Below are 15,498 nucleotides of genomic sequence, written 5' to 3'. Positions count from 1 at the left end.
ACTGTTCGGCCATTTATGGTTTAGTCGAAGGATGGGCACCTCGAAAACAACCGTGGCCGACGTACCGCTGACCGTCAGCACACCGGATCCCGCGGTGTCACTAGGAAAAGCTGTCGTCGTCCTCCAAGAGGCGTGGGGCGTCAACGCACATATCGAGAGCATTCTGACGCGTCTCGCCGACGCCGGGTATCTTGCGGTCGCTCCGCACCTCTACCATCGCGGATCTCAGACGTCCTTCACTGATTTCCCTTCCGCTAAGGAAGCTCTCATGGCGTTGAACAGCAAAGACATCAGCCACGATGTGGGTGCCACCGCCGCATACTGCAAATCCGAGGGAGCCGATACGATCGGCTCCCTCGGATTCTGTATGGGTGGAACAGTGTCACTGTGGTGTGCGGCCGAGCCCCTCGTCGACGCGGCCGTCACCTATTACGGCGGTGCAGTAGCCGAATCTCGATGGCAAGGTATCCCGGCCGGTTCCGAACTCGCTGCGCAACTGAAGGTCCCGTGGCTCGGACACTACGGGGACCTCGACCCGAGCATTCCGCCTGAATGCGTCGAGCAGCTACGGTCACACGCTTCGAAACTTGCTCAGGTGTACCGATATCCGGATGCCGACCATGCCTTCAACAACGACACCTCTAGCCACTATGACCCTGAAGCCGCCGATCTCGCCTGGTCGCGCACGATGGAGTTCTTCGCGAAGACGCTGTGAATCCCTGGCAGATCAGGGAACTCGCTTGACGACAGTCCCGGTGATTTCATCCTCGACCTGATCAGCATTCAAAGCTTGACTGCGTGCCCGCCGTGAACGAGTGAGGTAGAAGATGGCGATGGCAGCCAGTACAAACGGCACACCGAACACCAAGGTCATCTTGAAAGACTCAACCCACAAGGTTGTCAACATGATCGCGACCATCAGGCCACCACCGAGAATGGTGCCGACGGGGAAACCCGGAATCGTGAAGGACAGTTTTGTTCCCTCTGCCTGCATCCGCTTACGGAAGAACCAGTGTGTGACGAAGATCAGCAACCAAGTCGCCATGGCACCGAACATCGACAGCGAGATCATCAATGTGAACGCCTGCTCCGGAAAGAGCACGTAGACAACGGTCGCGACAGCGATACCTGACGTCGACAGCAGCAACGCATTGACCGGTGAACCGTTAGCACGCACCTTACCCAGAATCTTCGGGGCATCACCGGCGCGGGAGAGGCTGAACATCATGCGCGAGGACACGTACAGCTGACTGTTCATTGCCGACAACGCAGCGATGATGACCACGAAGTTGAGAACGCTGTCTGCGCCCGGAATGTTGATAACCTGCATCACTGTAACGAACGGGCTTCCGCCACTGAGAATCTTGTCCATCGGCGCGATAGCCACGATCAGGCCGAGGGTCGCGATGTAGAAGACGAAGAGACGCACGATCGTGACACGGAAGGCCTTCTTGACGGCTACAGCCGGGTTCTCCGCCTCGCCGGCCGCGATCGCGATCATCTCGATACTGAGGTAGCTGAAGATCGATACGATCACGGCAAACCACATACCGGAGAAGCCATTCGGCAGGAATCCGCCACCACTGGTGTAGTTGTGGAACCCGTAGTCGGGGTTTCCGCTGCCGAACACAACATAGGCGGCCATGATGATGAAAGCCACGATGGCAAACACCTTGATGGTCGAGAACCAGTACTCCATCGTTCCGAACGCCTTGACGTTGAACATGTTCACACCGATCAGCACTGCGGAGAACAGCACGATCCAGATCCACTGCGGTATGTCCGCAAACCAGAACTGCATGTATTCACCGATAGCGGTGACTTCGGTTCCCACCGCGAGGACAATGCATGACCAATACAGGTACCGGACGAGAAAGCCGATAAGCGGGCTGACGTAATACTCGGCATAGGCTCCGAACGATCCCGAAGTTGCGTGCGCAACAGTCATTTCCGCCAATGCGCCCATCAGGAGCAGCGCGATCAAACCGCCGATGGCGTAACTGATGATCACGCTCGGGCCTGCAAACCCGATCGCGAACTTACTACCGAGGAACAGCCCCGTTCCGATCGCACCACCAAGTGCAATCATGCTCATCTGACGCGCGCCGAGCTCTTGTTTCAAGCCGGATTCACGTTGCTGAATGTTTTTGAAATCACTCACGAATTGTTCCTTAGGAAAGGCGGTTCCACCGGACCGCAGGGGTTCTTCAGACGATCAGGTGACTGCATCGCGCTCGCGGAACTCTGCGGTGTCCCACGTCTTGTTCTCGAGGATGTCACGAAGAACATCCACTGCGTTCCAAACATCGACATAGCCGATATACAACGGTGTGATGCCGAAACGGAGGACACCAGGTTCGCGGTAGTCGCCGATGACACCGCGGCTGATGAGCGCCTTCATGATCGAATATCCCTCAGCGTGAACAAAACTCACGTGGGATCCCCGAGACGCGTGATCGCGAGGAGTGATCAGCTTCAGATCGAACCCGCCACAATGCTGTTCGACCAGATCGATGAACAAGTCCGTCAATGCCAGAGACTTCTGGCGTACGGCACTCATGTCTGCGCCCAAGGCAATGTCGAGGCCACATTCCACCAGCGACAGTGACGTCATCGGCTGCGTGCCGATGAGGAACCGCCGGATTCCGGAATGTGCCTCATATCCGGGCTCCATCGCGAAAGGCCTTGCATGGCCCCACCATCCGGACAGAGGCTGCTGACCCAAATGCAGGTTACGCTCGTTCACCCAAATGAATGCCGGCGATCCGGGTCCACCGTTGAGGTACTTGTACGTGCATCCGACCGCAAAATCGGCGTCGCAGCCGACCAGATCGATCTCGAGGGCGCCCGCAGAATGTGCCAGGTCCCAGATCATCAGTGCGCCGCGCTCATGCACCTGCGCGGTGACTGCAGACATGTCGTACAGATTTCCGGTGCGATAGTTCGCGTGGGACAGCATCACGACCGCGGTATCGGAGTCGACGACGGTCGACAGTTCAGCCGGGTCATCGATCAAACGCAGCTCGTACCCCCGGTCGAGGAAGCCGATGATGCCTTCCGCGATATAGAGATCCGTTGGAAAGTTGTCACGCTCGGACACGATCACCCGCCGGCCGGGCTGATTCTGCTCCGCAATGGTCAGCGCTGAAGCGAGCGCCTTGAACAGGTTGATCGACGTCGAATCGGTGACCACCACTTGACCCGTGCCGGCACCGATCAACGGAGCCAGCTTGTCCCCAAGCCTGGTCGGCAGGTCGAACCATCCGGCCGTATTCCAACTGCGGATCAGGCCGATTCCCCACTCGTCACGAATCACGCGTTCGGCACACGCCGCTGCGCTGCGCGGTTTTGCACCGAGCGAATTGCCGTCGAGATAGATCACGCCTTCGGGAATCTCGAACTGGTCGCGGAACGCGCGCAATGGATCGTCAAGGTCGGACTGCACGCAGTCCGCCTGCGAGGGGAATTCTGTCGCTGTCATGGTGGCCGTTCTCCTAGTGAAGATGTGGTGTCGAAACAATCAGGTCAGGGTCTTGATCAGGGCAGGGTCCGCAGCACGGCCCGTACCGGACTCGCATCGAGGTTCCGAAATTTCAGTGGCAGGGCAATCAGCTCGTATCGGCCCTCGGTTACCTCGTCGAGGCAGAGTCCTTCGAGAATCGACATTCCCCGATCGTTCGCTGCATGATGCGCGTCCATGGACTTACTTGCCATCGGGTCGAACGATGCTCCGTCGATTCCGATCAACTGGCCACCCCGGTCCGCGAACCAATGGATCATTTCCGCGGCGACACCGAAAAAATTGCTGTCCCATTGGGTCGGATAGTGCTCGTAGGTTCGAAGGATCAGCCGCGGCGCCGATAATCCGCCGATTCGGGCCAGCGCAATCTCGAGGTCGGCAATGCCGGGTGCGTCCTCACAAGCCGTCAGATCGAGCACCAGCGCCTCACCCAGGTAAGGCTCGAGCGGGACGTCCCCGATCGATGCACCGTCGATACGGGTGTGTGCCGGTGCATCCGCATGCGCGCCGACGTGTGGCGTCGTGCAAAACTTGCTGACGCTGACCACGTCATTGCCGTTCATATCGAGGGTCGAGACCCGAGAGAACGCGGTATCACCGGGCCAGACCGGAGAGGTCTCGGAGATAGCCGGACTGATGTCGATCAGTTCCCTGACCTGGCGCGGATTGTTCACTGGATGCATCGAGACCTCTCCGCGCAAGCGCAGGAACTGTGACGAGAATCGCCAATTCGATAATTCGGGGTGCTCGGCAAAAGTTAGAATCATCGACACCTGCGGTCAATAGTCACTGAACATCTTGGATGACAGAGGGAGAAATTGAATGATAAATGCGATCGAGAGCGCCGCAGCGATGGTTCGATCGAATCATGTTCGGCTGGATGAGATCGATACGTCCATCATTCGGGAGCTGGTTCACGACGCCCGAATTCCCAACAACGCATTGGCTGAGAAAGTCGGAATTGCCCCTTCTACCGCGCTTGCCCGAATGCGTGCGCTCCGCGAATCGGGTGTCATCAAGGGCTTTCACGCAGATATCGACCTGGAGATGCTCGGCCTCGAGATCTCCGCCATGGTGTCCGTTTTGATTCACTCACATGCCCGAAGCCGAATGACTGAAATAGCCGAGCGGATCAGCAAATTAGACTCAGTTCAGCGCGTATTTCTCATCAGTGGAGATCGCGACCTATTAGTTCACATTTCGTGCGAATCACCCTCCCGGCTCAGAGACTTCGTGAGCGCCCACCTCAATGATCCCGCTATCGCAAATACACAGACCAACTTGATCTTCAGCGAACTACAGCACCATCACTAGACACGAAACACCCACGCACGGAGACGACGACTGCCCGGCGACCAATTCGGCCGCCGGGCATGAATATTCGTATCAGAGAGGCTACTTCGGTAGCGTGACAAGGCCTTCTTGAGTCACCGTTGCCAGCAGCACGCCTTCACTCGAGTAGATCTTTCCGTGCGAGAGCCCCAAACCGTTTCCGGCAAAAGAAGATTCCTGAACCAGAGCGATCCACTCGTCGACGCGACCGTCGTTGTGCCACCACATTGCATGGTCGAGGCTCGCGGTGATCACACCGGGGTCCGCCCAGGCAGCACCGTTATTACGAAGGATCGGTTCGAGCAGCGTGTAGTCACACAGGTATGCCAGCGCGGCGCGATGGACGTTTGGGTCATCGGGCAACTGGTCATAAGCCTTGAGCCACACCGTCTGCCGACGCGTACGCTCACCGGCGGCGGAAGTGTAGATTGCTTCAGGCGAATGCCGGATGTCGAAGCTACGGTCGTTGGCCCAGTACTGCGCGTCGCGCACCGTGGAATCACCGAGCACCTCTCCGGCAGTCGGTAGATCTTCCGGATTTCCCAGGTCAGTCGGCATCGTATCCTGATGCCGCACACCGTCGGATGCCACATGGAAGGAAGCCAGGCCCTGAAAGATCGTCTTGCCCGACTGGACTCCGCGCACCGCTCGCTGCGAGAACCCTCGGCCGTCCCGCAACCGGTCGACCTCGTAGACCGTCGGCTCGTGGACATCGCCGGCGCGTAGGAAGTATCCGTGGAACGAGTGGACACTGCGATCGTCGGTCACCGTCTTCATCGTCGCCGCAACAGCCTGTGCGACAACCTCACCGCCGTAGGCTCGTTCCGACGGGATCGCTTGGTGGCGGGCGATAAACGCATTCTCTCCGGCGGGTTCGAAATCCCAGGACGAGAGCATCGGCTTACTGGTGCGACTCATGCGCGTCGGTACCCTTCGAGTGAGGCGTCATCGACGTCAGGGAGGTTGATCACGATATTGTCCGGAGTGCGGGTCGTCAGCCAGATCAACTCTTCGGTCACCGACATGTTGACCTCGACGTGAGGCATGAACGGCGGAACAAAAACGAAGTCACCTTCGACCATGTCGACAAACTCGGTGTAGTTCTCTCCGAAGTAGATTCGCCCGAAGCCGGTGAGGACGTACCCACCGGTCTCAGCCTCACCATGATGGTGTGGGAGAGAACGGTAGCCGGGTTCGTTGGTCACTTTGCCGTACCAAATCTTGGTTGCCGGGGTGTGCTGGATGCTCACTCCCGACACCCGATGTGCTCCGCCCGATTGCGCGGTGCCCTGGTACTCGTGGCCCTTCCTGGTCACGACAGGGACAACTTCGGTGACAGAATCGTTCGACATGCGCTGCGCTCCTTCGTACTTGAATGTTTTGGAAACTCAACCCGACGGGATTACCCGAGCCGGACCGTGTTGGAAATCTTGCCGATTCCCGAGATTTCGACCTCGACAACCGAGCCGTCGGCCAGGAAGGTCGGCGGTACCGCACCGGCACCGACACCCCCCGGCGTACCGGTCAGCACCAGATCTCCGGGTGCAAGCTTCGTGAATTGGGATATGTAGGAAAGTAATTCGGCGGGGTCGAAAACCAGATCATCAGTTGTGCCCGTCTGAACGACTCGCCCGTCGACTGTGCAGGTGATCGAGGCTCCCGACGCCGGATCGAATTCATCGGGCGTGACCATCACCGGCCCGAGCGGGGTTGTTGCGTCAAACGCTTTGCCTTGCAACCACTGCAATGTTCGACGCTGCCAACTGCGCACCGAGATGTCGTTGGCCACTGTATATCCGGCAATGCCGCGTCGCGCTTCGCTCACGTCCGCTTGGAAGAGGTTCGCGCCGACTACGACGGCAAGTTCCGCCTCCCAGTCGACATCGGTGGCGTATCCGGGAAGGACTACGTCGTCGTTCGGGCCGGCCAAAGTATCTGCGAACTTCGCAAAAAGCGTCGGAAACTCGGGTTCCTCGCGATTCATCTCGCGCACATGTGCTCGATAGTTCAACCCGCAGCAGAGAATCTTCTTCGGATCCGGCACCACCGGCAGCATCTGCACCTGGTCGAGGTTGATTTTTTCGCCCGATTCCATCGCGCGACTGACCAATTCGGCAAACTCCCCCTCACCGAGAAGTTTGCCGACATCCGCGGAGTCGATCAACCTCGCTCCGTCCGGCGTCATGACTGCCGCGCTGGTCTGGCCGTCCGAAAGGCGAACCGAAATTAGCCGCATGCCCCCATGCCTCCATATGTCGAATCGAGTGACAATCTGTTGCGCTTTGATTACGATAGTCAATGTAACACCATATTGGGGGTTGCGACAGAGTTTCCTCCACCTACTCAGGGGACACAGACATGACCATTTCTCGGATCAATCCGTCCACGATGCTCAAGCCTTCGGGATTCGCCCATGCCGTACGGGCAGACAACGCGGTCTACCTCGCCGGTCAGACCGCGCTGAACATCGAAGGAAAGATCGTCGAGGGTGGGATCATCGAGCAGTTCAAGCAGGCGATGTCCAACACCCTGACGTCGCTGATCGAGGCCGGCGGCAAACCGTCAGACCTGGTCAGCGTCACGATTTACCTCACCGACATCCCGGACTACCAGGCCAACGGTCGCGAGATCGGCCGCCTGTGGCGCGAAATGGCCGGCACCGAGTACCCCGCAATGGCGGGCATCGGCGTGACATCACTGTGGCAGAAGGAAGCTCTCATCGAGATTCAGGGCATCGCACACATCTCGGAGTAACACATACTCGGATAGAGGTGCGCGAGAGGGATTTTCGTGCACCTCACCCGGGCGAATCGATCAACCGTGAATTGTCGCGAGGGCATGCTCACGGGCATGTCCGCTCAATGCGGTATTCAGTTCCCGGAACAACTCCTCGGCCACGACGCTGTTCCACCCTTCCGGCAGCAGATCCAGTGGCAGTCCCGGGTCCCGGTACGGGAGTCGTCGCCACATGGTCAGCATCGCCACGTAGTGCGCAAACGCTTCTCGGGGCGTGAAACCACCCTTGCTGCATTCCGCAAGGATCGGCCGATACGCGTCGATGAACTCCGCATACAGCGCAGTCAACTCGTCGAGATCCCACCAGTCTCGCACCTTGGAGCGCAAGTCTCCGAACGCGACGTGGTTGCCGCTGAAAATATCTACGTACCCATGTAACTGCCTGCGTTCCAACGTCTCTCGCACTTCACGCTCGACATTTCCGGGCGCAATCCACACACCCGGTGCTGCGGTACCAAATCCCAATCGAGTCAGCACCGTGCGCAGTGCGTGCCGGTTCTCTCGCTCCGACTCGGGAACCGAGAAGACCACCAGCAGCCATCCGTCGTCGACGGTGGCGCGGCGCCGACCGAAGATGCGAGCATCACCTTCTGCGAGTACATCCAGTAACAGCGGCGACATCGAGTAACCGGCCGCTGTTCCGTGCCGTGAACTCAGGAGAATCTCCCGGCGCTTGAGCCGCGAGATCGACGATCGAACAGCGGGTCCGTCGACACCGAGTTCGGCCATCAACCGCACCAACGACGCTACCGACAGCCAGTTCTTCTCGGCGCGGCCGTACAGGCCGAACAGCGTCACGATCAGCTGACGAGGCGCCGGATCGCTCGTCCGAGCATCACCGTCTGCATGTTCTTTCGTCACGACCGTCATACCGCCACGATAGTCCGTCGTGGCGGCATGAACGTGGTCGGTGCCGCGCTCACCGGGTCAGCTCGCGGATGCACCGGATCGATCGGATGCGGCCATCACTCCGGACTGGCTGACGCCCGCTTTGCGAGGTATCGAAGCCACGATTGCAGCCCCCAGCACGGCAACCGTGCCGAAAACATAGAAGTTGACCTGATACCCGAAGGCCAGGTCCGCGATCACGCCGCCGATAATCGGACCGCAAATCGCACCGATACGCCCCACACCCAGTGACCACGCAAGTGCATTGGCGCTGAGTCGCTGCGGATAGTGAGTGGCACAAAAGCCGCCCACCAGAATCTGCGTTCCCACACTGCCCAGTCCGGCAAACGCCACGAAGACAAACAGAAGTGCCATCGGAAGATTCACGCTCAAGAGCATCACAGCACCGAACGCAACGATGAATGACGTGATCACAACCTTCTGGATTCCGATCCGGTCCGCGATGTACGACGCGCTGATCGATCCCACAATTGCTCCCAAGTTCAGAACGAGAAGGAAGGCGAGCGCACTGCCCAGCGCGTATCCGGCAGACCGCATGATCTGCGGGAGCCACGTGTTCAAGCCGTAGACCAGGAGCAACCCGCAGAAGTTCGCAAGCGCGAACAAGATTGTCGACCGGATCCAGCGCGGCGTGAACAGCTCACGCATACCGGACTGCGCCGCACCCGTATCCGATTTCACTGCAACGGGTTCCGGCGACACCACATCTTCGTAGACCACGCCGAACTGTGCTGCGGTAGCTCGCGCCTCGTCGTCTCGGCCCGTCCGGGCAAGGTAAGAGATTGACTCCGGAAGGAACTTGTAGGCGACCGGCAGCAACGTCACCAGCGGAAGAGCTCCGAGCAGGTACAGAAACTTGAAGTTGATATCCGGAAGCAATGTCATGGCCGATACCGCCGCGATCACGCCGCCAACCGAATACCCGCTGAACATCACGGCATTCGCGAAGTTACGACGTGCTTTCGGCGCAAATTCCACAGTCAGTGCAATACACGTGGGTACAACACCACCCAGTCCGATACCGGTAAGGAAGCGCAAGACCCCGAATACGTACTCATTGGGGGCAAAAACGGTGACCAACATGCAGGTCGAGAACCATACGATCGAGGCCAACATGATCCGTCGTCGCCCGAGCCGGTCGGTCAGAAATCCCGCGGCCATGGTGCCGAGCAGCATGCCGACCAGCGCCATACTGCCGATCAGGCCGGCACCGCCGGAGTCGAGATTCCAATCCTCGTAGGCAATCAGCGTCGGCACTGTAGATCCGTAGACGACCAAGTCGTATCCGTCGAACACAATGGTGGTGAAACAGAGGATCAACACCACCAGTCCGGTGCGCTTTCGGGTTTCCGATCCTTGCGATAATCCTGGTCGCGTCATATGCCTACTCCTTGGTCGTGGGACTCGAGAACAGAGGCGAACGGTGCGACGCGGCCTTCGTAGTAGCCGACGGTAGTGGAGACAAGGTCTCTCACGCGAACACACCGGATGGCATCATGTGATGCGCGCCACCTGACGAGGAATCTATGCCTTTTTCGTTGCGTACATCAATTCAACGCAATATTGCAGGTCAAGTGTGTCTCATTTGCGAATTCTCTTGAAGTTTTTATTTCGTTTCTATTGCGGTCGTTCAAACAACGGCATACATTGAAGTTCTCAACCCACACCCGAAAGGTCGAGAATGGCACGCACCGCATCGGCTCACGTCGACACCTTCTGCCGTGATAACTTGCCGCCGCAATCACAATGGCCCGAGTTCCTCTTCGAACTCCCCAGCCTGCAGTACCCCGAGCGCCTCAACTGCGCCACTACACTCCTCGACGACACCGTTGCGACTCTCGGCGCCGACCGCCCCTGCCTTCGCACCGCAACTGAAATCTGGACCTACGGAGACCTTCTGCGTCGCTCCAATCAGATTGCCAGAGTGCTCGTCGAAGACTTCGGCGTCGTTCCCGGCAATCGAGTACTGCTGCGAGGCAGCAACAATCCGTGGATCGTGGCGTGCTGGTTCGCAGTAGTCAAAGCAGGGGCTGTCGTTGTCACGACCATGCCGCTGCTTCGAGAACCCGAGCTGCGCAAACTGATCGCAATCACCACCCCGACTGTCACCATCACCGACAGCGCTCTCGCCAAAGATCTCCTTGATGCCGCGGACACAATCCCGGTCATCACCTGTGGCGCAGACGAATCCACCGATCTACGCGTTCGTGCATCGTCAAAACTCGACACCTTCGAGAACGTCGATACAGCAGCCGACGACGTAGTACTGCTGGCCCCCACATCCGGCACCACCGGTGTCCCCAAAGCGACAATGCACTTCCATCGCGACGTACTGGCCAACGCGGATACGTTCTCGAAGTACATCGTCAAACCCACTTCCGACGATATTTTCACCGGGACACCGCCTTTGGCTTTCACCTTCGGCTTGGGCGGACTCGTCATCTTCCCGATGCGCGTCGGCGCATCCACACTCCTGATCGAACGGGCAACGCCGAGCGAACTTGCCGACGCCCTGGTCAAACACAACGTCAGCGTCCTCTTTACCGCTCCCACTGCATATCGAGCCATACTGCGCGAGGGGAAAGCCAAAGCCCTACAGGGTGTCCGGCGTCTAATCTCCGCTGGTGAACACCTACCAGAAAGCGTGTGGCGCGAGGTCAAGGAACATACTGGCAAGTCAATCATCGACGGCATCGGCGGCACCGAGATGCTTCACGTCTTCATCTCCGCTGCCGACGACGACATCAAACCGGGTTCCACGGGACGCGCCGTGCCCGGATACCTGGCCGAGATTCACGATATCGACGGAGAACCCGTACCGGACGGCAGCGCCGGACTACTGGCAGTCAAAGGCCCCACCGGCTGCCGCTATCTATCCGATCCCCGTCAGCTGAGCTACGTGCGTAACGGATGGAACATGACGGGCGACAACTACATTCGAGATACAGAAGGCTACTTCTGGTATCAGGCCCGTAGTGACGACATGATCGTCTCCTCCGGCTACAATATCGCGGCACCAGAGGTCGAATGGGCCATCGACCAGCACCCTGATGTTCTCGAATCAGGTGTCATCGGTCTCCCTGACGACGAGCGCGGAATGATCGTCCACGCTATCGTCGTTCTTGTTCCCGGCGTCCCCCGTGACGACGCCAAGATCAAGGAACTGCAAAGCTTCGTCAAAAAGACTGCGGCACCGTACAAATACCCGCGTGGAATCACCTTTGTCGACGAACTCCCCAAGACTCCGTCGGGCAAGCTTCAGCGATTTCGACTCCACGAACGCGCTGCGGAACCTCAACCATGACCACCGCATCCATCATGATCGATCGGGTCGTCGACTGGCAGGACACCGATGCGGCAGGCCACTATCACCATTCGACGGTCATCCGGTGGGTAGAAGCAGCCGAGGCCGCACTGTACGAGCAGTTGGGATGCCTTCACCTCTTCGGGGTCATCCCCCGCATCAAATACGAGGTGGCGTACCGCGATCGACTGTGGCATCAGGACCGCGTCCACATTGAGCTCACGGTCTCTCGAATTGGTACCAGTTCAATGACTTTCGATTTTCTGATAGATCGCGACGGAACAGTCGCCGCCGCCGGCGCCCTCACCGTCGTTCATACGGACGGGGCCAAAGGCGGATCCAGTCCGTGGCCCGAAAAGATTCGAGCAGGCTTTGCGACCGGCGGACGGCAGCAACCTTCGCTCACACACACGACCACAACGAACTAAGGAAATCCCATGCGTATTGCAGTAGTGGGCGGTGGCCCCGGCGGCTTGTACTTCTCGGCCCTCATGAAGCAACTCGACCCCAATCACCAAGTGACGGTGTGGGAACGAAATGCGCCGGATGACACCTTCGGCTTCGGAGTCGTATTCAGTGACGAGACGCTGGGCGGAATCGAACACGCCGACGTGGCAGTCTATGAAAAGATGGCCGAGCAGTTCGCGCGCTGGGACGACATCGACGTCCACTACCGCGGAACAACTCTCACGTCGGGCGGACAAGGTTTTGCCGCGATGTCACGCAAAGAACTACTGCGCATTCTTCAAGAGCGGTGCCTGGATCTCCAGGTGGATCTTCGATTCCGGACTCTCGCACCCCCGGTCGAGGAATTGAGTCGCGACTACGATCTTGTGCTCGCAGCCGACGGCATCAATTCCGCGATCCGAAGCACGTATGCGGACACATTCAAGCCGTCTCTCGATCAGCGCCACAGCAAGTTCATGTGGCTCGGAACAGACAAGGTCTTCGAGGCCTTCAAGTTCTACGTCAAGGAAACGCCGCACGGCATCATGCAGATTCACGGCTACCCTTTCAGCGATCAGGGAAGCACGTTCATCGTGGAGATGCATGAAGATGTCTGGGAGGAAGCGGGATTCGACGCGTTTGCCGCTGCAGAGTTCGGCCCCGGCGAGAACGACGAGAAGTCGATCGCGATGATCACCGAAATCTTCGCCGACGTCCTCGACGGACACAGTGTTCTCGCGAACAACTCGAAGTGGATCAACTTCACCACCGTCCGGAATGAACACTGGCGCCACGAGAACGTCATCCTTCTCGGCGACGCCGCACACACCGCTCATTTCTCCATCGGGTCGGGAACCAAACTGGCGATGGAAGATTCGCTGGCACTCGCGGCATGCCTGCACGAGCACGACACCCTCGAATCCGGTCTGGAAGCGTACGAGATCGAGCGACGTCCCGTCGTCCTGTCGGTGCAGCGCGCCGCCCAGGCCAGTCTCGAGTGGTTCGAGAACATCGACCAGTATGCCGATCAGAACGAGCAGCAGTTCGCCTTCAACCTGATGACCCGCAGCCGTCGAATCACCTACGACAATCTCCGCCTGCGCGATCCGGGATTTGTCGAGGCCATCGACGACTGGTACGCGGCCAACGAGATCGAAATCGAGCACACCACCGAAACTACCTCGCGCCCACCGATGTTCCACTCGTACAAGATGCGCGGCCTCGAACTCGAGAACCGCATCCTGGTCTCCTCCATGGACATGTACTCGGCGGTCGACGGCCTGCCCGGCGACTTCCATCTCGTGCACCTGGGCAGCAAGGCTCTCGGCGGCGCCGGCCTCGTCATGACGGAAATGGTGTGCGTCAGCCCTGAAGGTCGCATCACTCCCGGTTGCACGGGCCTGTACAACGCAGAGCAAGAGGAGTCATGGAAGCGCATCGTCGACTTCGTTCACGAGCGGTCCACCGCGAAACTCGGTGTTCAACTCGGCCACTCGGGACGCAAGGGGTCGACGAAGCTGATGTGGGAGGGAATTGATCAGCCTCTCGAAGAAGGAAACTGGGACGTACTCAGCGCGTCGGCATTGCCCTATTCGCCGGCCAACCAGGTCCCGCATGAAGTCACCGCCGCTGAGATGGACGTCGTTCGACAGCAATTTGTCGATGCTGCCATCTCCGCCGACCGTGCCGGTTTCGATCTCCTCGAACTTCACTGTGCGCACGGCTACCTGCTGTCGTCGTTCCTCTCACCTCTCTCCAACACCCGCACCGACGAGTACGGCGGAAGCATCGAAAACCGACTTCGATTCCCGCTCAGCGTCTTCGATGCCGTCCGTGAAGTCTGGCCGGCCGAGAAGCCGATTTCCGTGCGCATCTCGGCGGTAGACTGGGCCGAAGGCGGCAACAACATCGACGATTCGGTGCGTATCGCTGAGGCATTCGCCGAGCACGGCGTTGATGTCCTCAACATCTCTTCGGGACAGATCGTCAAGAACGAGTCGCCGGCATTCGGCCGTAGCTACCAGACACCTTTTGCCGACCGCATTCGAAATACCGTGGGACGCAAGCATGGCGTCGGAGTTATTGCAGTGGGCGCGATTTCATCGCACGACGACGTCAATTCGGTCCTCCTTGCCGGCCGTGCAGATCTGGTGGCTCTAGGTCGCCCGCACCTGTACAACCCGGCGTGGACGCTTCATGCAGCAGCGGAGCAGGAGTACTCGGGACCCGGGGCCGTGTGGCCCGATCAGTTCAAGGCCGGTAGCCGCAAGCCACCGAGCGGCCGCACCGACGGTCCGCCGCCCCGGTTGACCTTGATCCGAGACGGAGTGTCGGAGACTCGGCATTCCCGCTGGATTCCGAAGGGCTAGCCAGACCGACAATCCCCCATTGGATAGCCACGCCCGAGAATGAGATGGAACGATGACAGCTCGAGAGACCATTCGCTACGGCGAGCTGCCGAGTCAATTCGTCGAGATCTGGCGAGCTGCAGGCAGCAGCTCGCCACGGGGTGTGGTGATCGCGCTGCACGGTGGATGGTGGCGAGACCGACACGATCTGCATCTGATGGATCCGATCTGCGCTCACCTGCATCGCTCGGGTTGGACAGTTGCCAACGTCGAGTACCGACGTACCGGCGATGATTCCGGGGGATGGCCCGTAACGATGAACGACGTTGAGGATGCAATCGCCGCCATCGGTGCTGCCGAACTCGAACCGGACGGGTTACCGACTGTCGCCATCGGCCATTCCGCCGGTGGACATCTGGCGTTGATGTCGCTCGCTCAAGGGCTGATCGAATCGGCAGTTGCGTTGGCACCGATCACTGATCTTGCGCGGTGTGTCCGCGAAGAACTCGGCGAAAGCGCAACCCTGCCCTTCATGGGTTCGGAGCCCGATACCGATCCGCAGGCCTACCTCGATGCCTCGCCGATCTCGCAGGCTGCCCACGGTCACCGACGCCTGATCGTGCACGGATGCCAGGACGATCGAGTACCGATCGAACACAGTCGCAACTACATACGCGTCGCGATGACCGACGACGAGCCGGTTTCCTACCTGGAGATGATCAACACCGATCATTTCGATGTGATCGATCCCGATCATGCGAACTGGCAGGCCACCGAGGCGTGGTTCGATATTCAGCATCCACAGGCCAAAGCGAAACCCGGTAGGCACCAGGCGTATTGAA

Annotated in this window: 15 protein-coding genes; 7 read left to right on the top strand and 8 right to left on the bottom strand. The window is 59.1% G+C overall.

Annotated elements, in window-relative coordinates:
- The first annotated feature begins 31 nt into the window (after nt 1-31).
- Complete coding sequence (locus tag MTX36_RS20785) at nt 32-715, top strand: dienelactone hydrolase family protein (RefSeq protein ID WP_243621570.1); 684 nt, start codon at nt 32-34, stop codon at nt 713-715.
- 12 nt (nt 716-727) lie between these two features.
- On the opposite strand, the gene MTX36_RS20780 is transcribed toward MTX36_RS20785, so the two are convergent.
- From MTX36_RS20780 to MTX36_RS20770, 3 genes are read right to left on the bottom strand one after another with little or no spacing between them, the layout of a single operon-like run.
- The gene (locus MTX36_RS20780; RefSeq protein WP_243621569.1) at nt 728-2,161 is read right to left on the bottom strand and encodes an amino acid permease; all 1,434 of its coding nucleotides are present in this window, start codon (nt 2,159-2,161) and stop codon (nt 728-730) included.
- A 54-nt stretch (nt 2,162-2,215) separates the two neighbouring features.
- Nucleotides 2,216-3,481: a kynureninase gene (kynU, locus tag MTX36_RS20775; protein WP_243621568.1), complete on the bottom strand. Its 1,266-nt coding sequence runs from the start codon at nt 3,479-3,481 to the stop codon at nt 2,216-2,218.
- A gap of 56 nt (nt 3,482-3,537) precedes the next feature.
- Nucleotides 3,538-4,287, bottom strand: a complete 750-nt coding sequence (locus tag MTX36_RS20770) for a cyclase family protein (RefSeq protein ID WP_243621567.1) — start codon at nt 4,285-4,287, stop codon at nt 3,538-3,540.
- A 55-nt stretch (nt 4,288-4,342) separates the two neighbouring features.
- On the opposite strand from MTX36_RS20770, the gene MTX36_RS20765 reads away from it, so the two are divergent.
- Entirely contained in the window at nt 4,343-4,834 is a 492-nt protein-coding gene (locus MTX36_RS20765) for an Lrp/AsnC family transcriptional regulator (RefSeq protein WP_243621566.1), read from the top strand.
- An 81-nt stretch (nt 4,835-4,915) separates the two neighbouring features.
- On the opposite strand, the gene MTX36_RS20760 is transcribed toward MTX36_RS20765, so the two are convergent.
- From MTX36_RS20760 to MTX36_RS20750, 3 genes are read right to left on the bottom strand one after another with little or no spacing between them, the layout of a single operon-like run.
- Nucleotides 4,916-5,770 carry an acyl-CoA thioesterase II gene (locus tag MTX36_RS20760; protein WP_243621565.1) on the bottom strand — a complete coding sequence of 285 codons (855 nt, stop codon included), beginning with the start codon at nt 5,768-5,770 and terminating at the stop codon, nt 4,916-4,918.
- Nucleotides 5,767-6,204: a cupin domain-containing protein gene (locus MTX36_RS20755; protein WP_094270350.1), complete on the bottom strand. Its 438-nt coding sequence runs from the start codon at nt 6,202-6,204 to the stop codon at nt 5,767-5,769. The genes MTX36_RS20760 and MTX36_RS20755 overlap by 4 nt, the downstream gene beginning before the upstream one ends.
- A 50-nt stretch (nt 6,205-6,254) precedes the next feature.
- Nucleotides 6,255-7,088, bottom strand: coding sequence for a fumarylacetoacetate hydrolase family protein (locus MTX36_RS20750; RefSeq protein ID WP_243621564.1), 834 nt, complete (start codon nt 7,086-7,088; stop codon nt 6,255-6,257).
- Between the two features lie 122 nt (nt 7,089-7,210).
- Between MTX36_RS20750 and MTX36_RS20745 the strand changes: the two genes are divergently transcribed.
- A complete protein-coding gene (locus MTX36_RS20745; RefSeq protein WP_094270352.1) occupies nt 7,211-7,606 on the top strand; it encodes a RidA family protein in 396 nt (131 codons plus the stop codon).
- A gap of 60 nt (nt 7,607-7,666) precedes the next feature.
- Here MTX36_RS20745 and MTX36_RS20740 read toward each other — a convergent pair whose 3' ends face one another.
- Both MTX36_RS20740 and MTX36_RS20735 read right to left on the bottom strand, forming a co-directional pair.
- Complete coding sequence (locus tag MTX36_RS20740; RefSeq protein WP_243621563.1) at nt 7,667-8,518, bottom strand: PaaX family transcriptional regulator C-terminal domain-containing protein; 852 nt, start codon at nt 8,516-8,518, stop codon at nt 7,667-7,669.
- A 57-nt stretch (nt 8,519-8,575) separates the two neighbouring features.
- Nucleotides 8,576-9,937 (bottom strand): aromatic acid/H+ symport family MFS transporter, encoded by a 1,362-nt coding sequence (locus tag MTX36_RS20735; protein ID WP_243621562.1) that lies wholly within the window; start codon nt 9,935-9,937, stop codon nt 8,576-8,578.
- 301 nt (nt 9,938-10,238) lie between these two features.
- Here MTX36_RS20735 and MTX36_RS20730 point away from each other — a divergent pair, with 301 nt between their 5' ends.
- The 4 genes from MTX36_RS20730 to MTX36_RS20715 are packed head-to-tail and all read left to right on the top strand — an operon-like array spanning nt 10,239 to nt 15,497.
- A complete protein-coding gene (locus tag MTX36_RS20730) occupies nt 10,239-11,861 on the top strand; it encodes an AMP-binding protein (protein ID WP_243621561.1) in 1,623 nt (540 codons plus the stop codon).
- Nucleotides 11,858-12,289: a thioesterase family protein gene (locus MTX36_RS20725; protein WP_243621560.1), complete on the top strand. Its 432-nt coding sequence runs from the start codon at nt 11,858-11,860 to the stop codon at nt 12,287-12,289. The genes MTX36_RS20730 and MTX36_RS20725 overlap by 4 nt, the downstream gene beginning before the upstream one ends.
- A gap of 9 nt (nt 12,290-12,298) precedes the next feature.
- The gene (locus MTX36_RS20720) at nt 12,299-14,677 is read left to right on the top strand and encodes a bifunctional salicylyl-CoA 5-hydroxylase/oxidoreductase (protein WP_243621559.1); all 2,379 of its coding nucleotides are present in this window, start codon (nt 12,299-12,301) and stop codon (nt 14,675-14,677) included.
- 52 nt (nt 14,678-14,729) lie between these two features.
- Nucleotides 14,730-15,497 (top strand): S9 family peptidase, encoded by a 768-nt coding sequence (locus MTX36_RS20715; protein ID WP_243621558.1) that lies wholly within the window; start codon nt 14,730-14,732, stop codon nt 15,495-15,497.
- Nucleotide 15,498 lies beyond the last annotated feature (1 nt).

This window comes from Rhodococcus sp. ARC_M6 (genome assembly GCF_022810305.1).
Classification (GTDB): Bacteria; Actinomycetota; Actinomycetes; order Mycobacteriales; family Mycobacteriaceae; genus Rhodococcus_F.
Note: the sequence above shows the minus strand (reverse complement) of the source record. Positions and strands in the feature narration are given on the sequence as shown.

What these genes read in the sequence shown, in the direction of transcription:
- MTX36_RS20740 (WP_243621563.1), bottom strand. Translation starts at nt 8,518, where the DNA reads ATGACGGTCGTGACGAAAGAACATGCAGACGGTGATGCTCGGACGAGC.
- MTX36_RS20715 (WP_243621558.1), top strand. Translation starts at nt 14,730, where the DNA reads ATGACAGCTCGAGAGACCATTCGCTACGGCGAGCTGCCGAGTCAATTC.
- MTX36_RS20735 (WP_243621562.1), bottom strand. Translation starts at nt 9,937, where the DNA reads ATGACGCGACCAGGATTATCGCAAGGATCGGAAACCCGAAAGCGCACC.
- MTX36_RS20750 (WP_243621564.1), bottom strand. Translation starts at nt 7,088, where the DNA reads ATGCGGCTAATTTCGGTTCGCCTTTCGGACGGCCAGACCAGCGCGGCA.
- kynU (WP_243621568.1), bottom strand. Translation starts at nt 3,481, where the DNA reads ATGACAGCGACAGAATTCCCCTCGCAGGCGGACTGCGTGCAGTCCGAC.
- MTX36_RS20765 (WP_243621566.1), top strand. Translation starts at nt 4,343, where the DNA reads ATGATAAATGCGATCGAGAGCGCCGCAGCGATGGTTCGATCGAATCAT.
- MTX36_RS20760 (WP_243621565.1), bottom strand. Translation starts at nt 5,770, where the DNA reads ATGAGTCGCACCAGTAAGCCGATGCTCTCGTCCTGGGATTTCGAACCC.
- MTX36_RS20785 (WP_243621570.1), top strand. Translation starts at nt 32, where the DNA reads ATGGGCACCTCGAAAACAACCGTGGCCGACGTACCGCTGACCGTCAGC.
- MTX36_RS20725 (WP_243621560.1), top strand. Translation starts at nt 11,858, where the DNA reads ATGACCACCGCATCCATCATGATCGATCGGGTCGTCGACTGGCAGGAC.
- MTX36_RS20730 (WP_243621561.1), top strand. Translation starts at nt 10,239, where the DNA reads ATGGCACGCACCGCATCGGCTCACGTCGACACCTTCTGCCGTGATAAC.
- MTX36_RS20745 (WP_094270352.1), top strand. Translation starts at nt 7,211, where the DNA reads ATGACCATTTCTCGGATCAATCCGTCCACGATGCTCAAGCCTTCGGGA.
- MTX36_RS20720 (WP_243621559.1), top strand. Translation starts at nt 12,299, where the DNA reads ATGCGTATTGCAGTAGTGGGCGGTGGCCCCGGCGGCTTGTACTTCTCG.
- MTX36_RS20755 (WP_094270350.1), bottom strand. Translation starts at nt 6,204, where the DNA reads ATGTCGAACGATTCTGTCACCGAAGTTGTCCCTGTCGTGACCAGGAAG.
- MTX36_RS20770 (WP_243621567.1), bottom strand. Translation starts at nt 4,287, where the DNA reads ATGATTCTAACTTTTGCCGAGCACCCCGAATTATCGAATTGGCGATTC.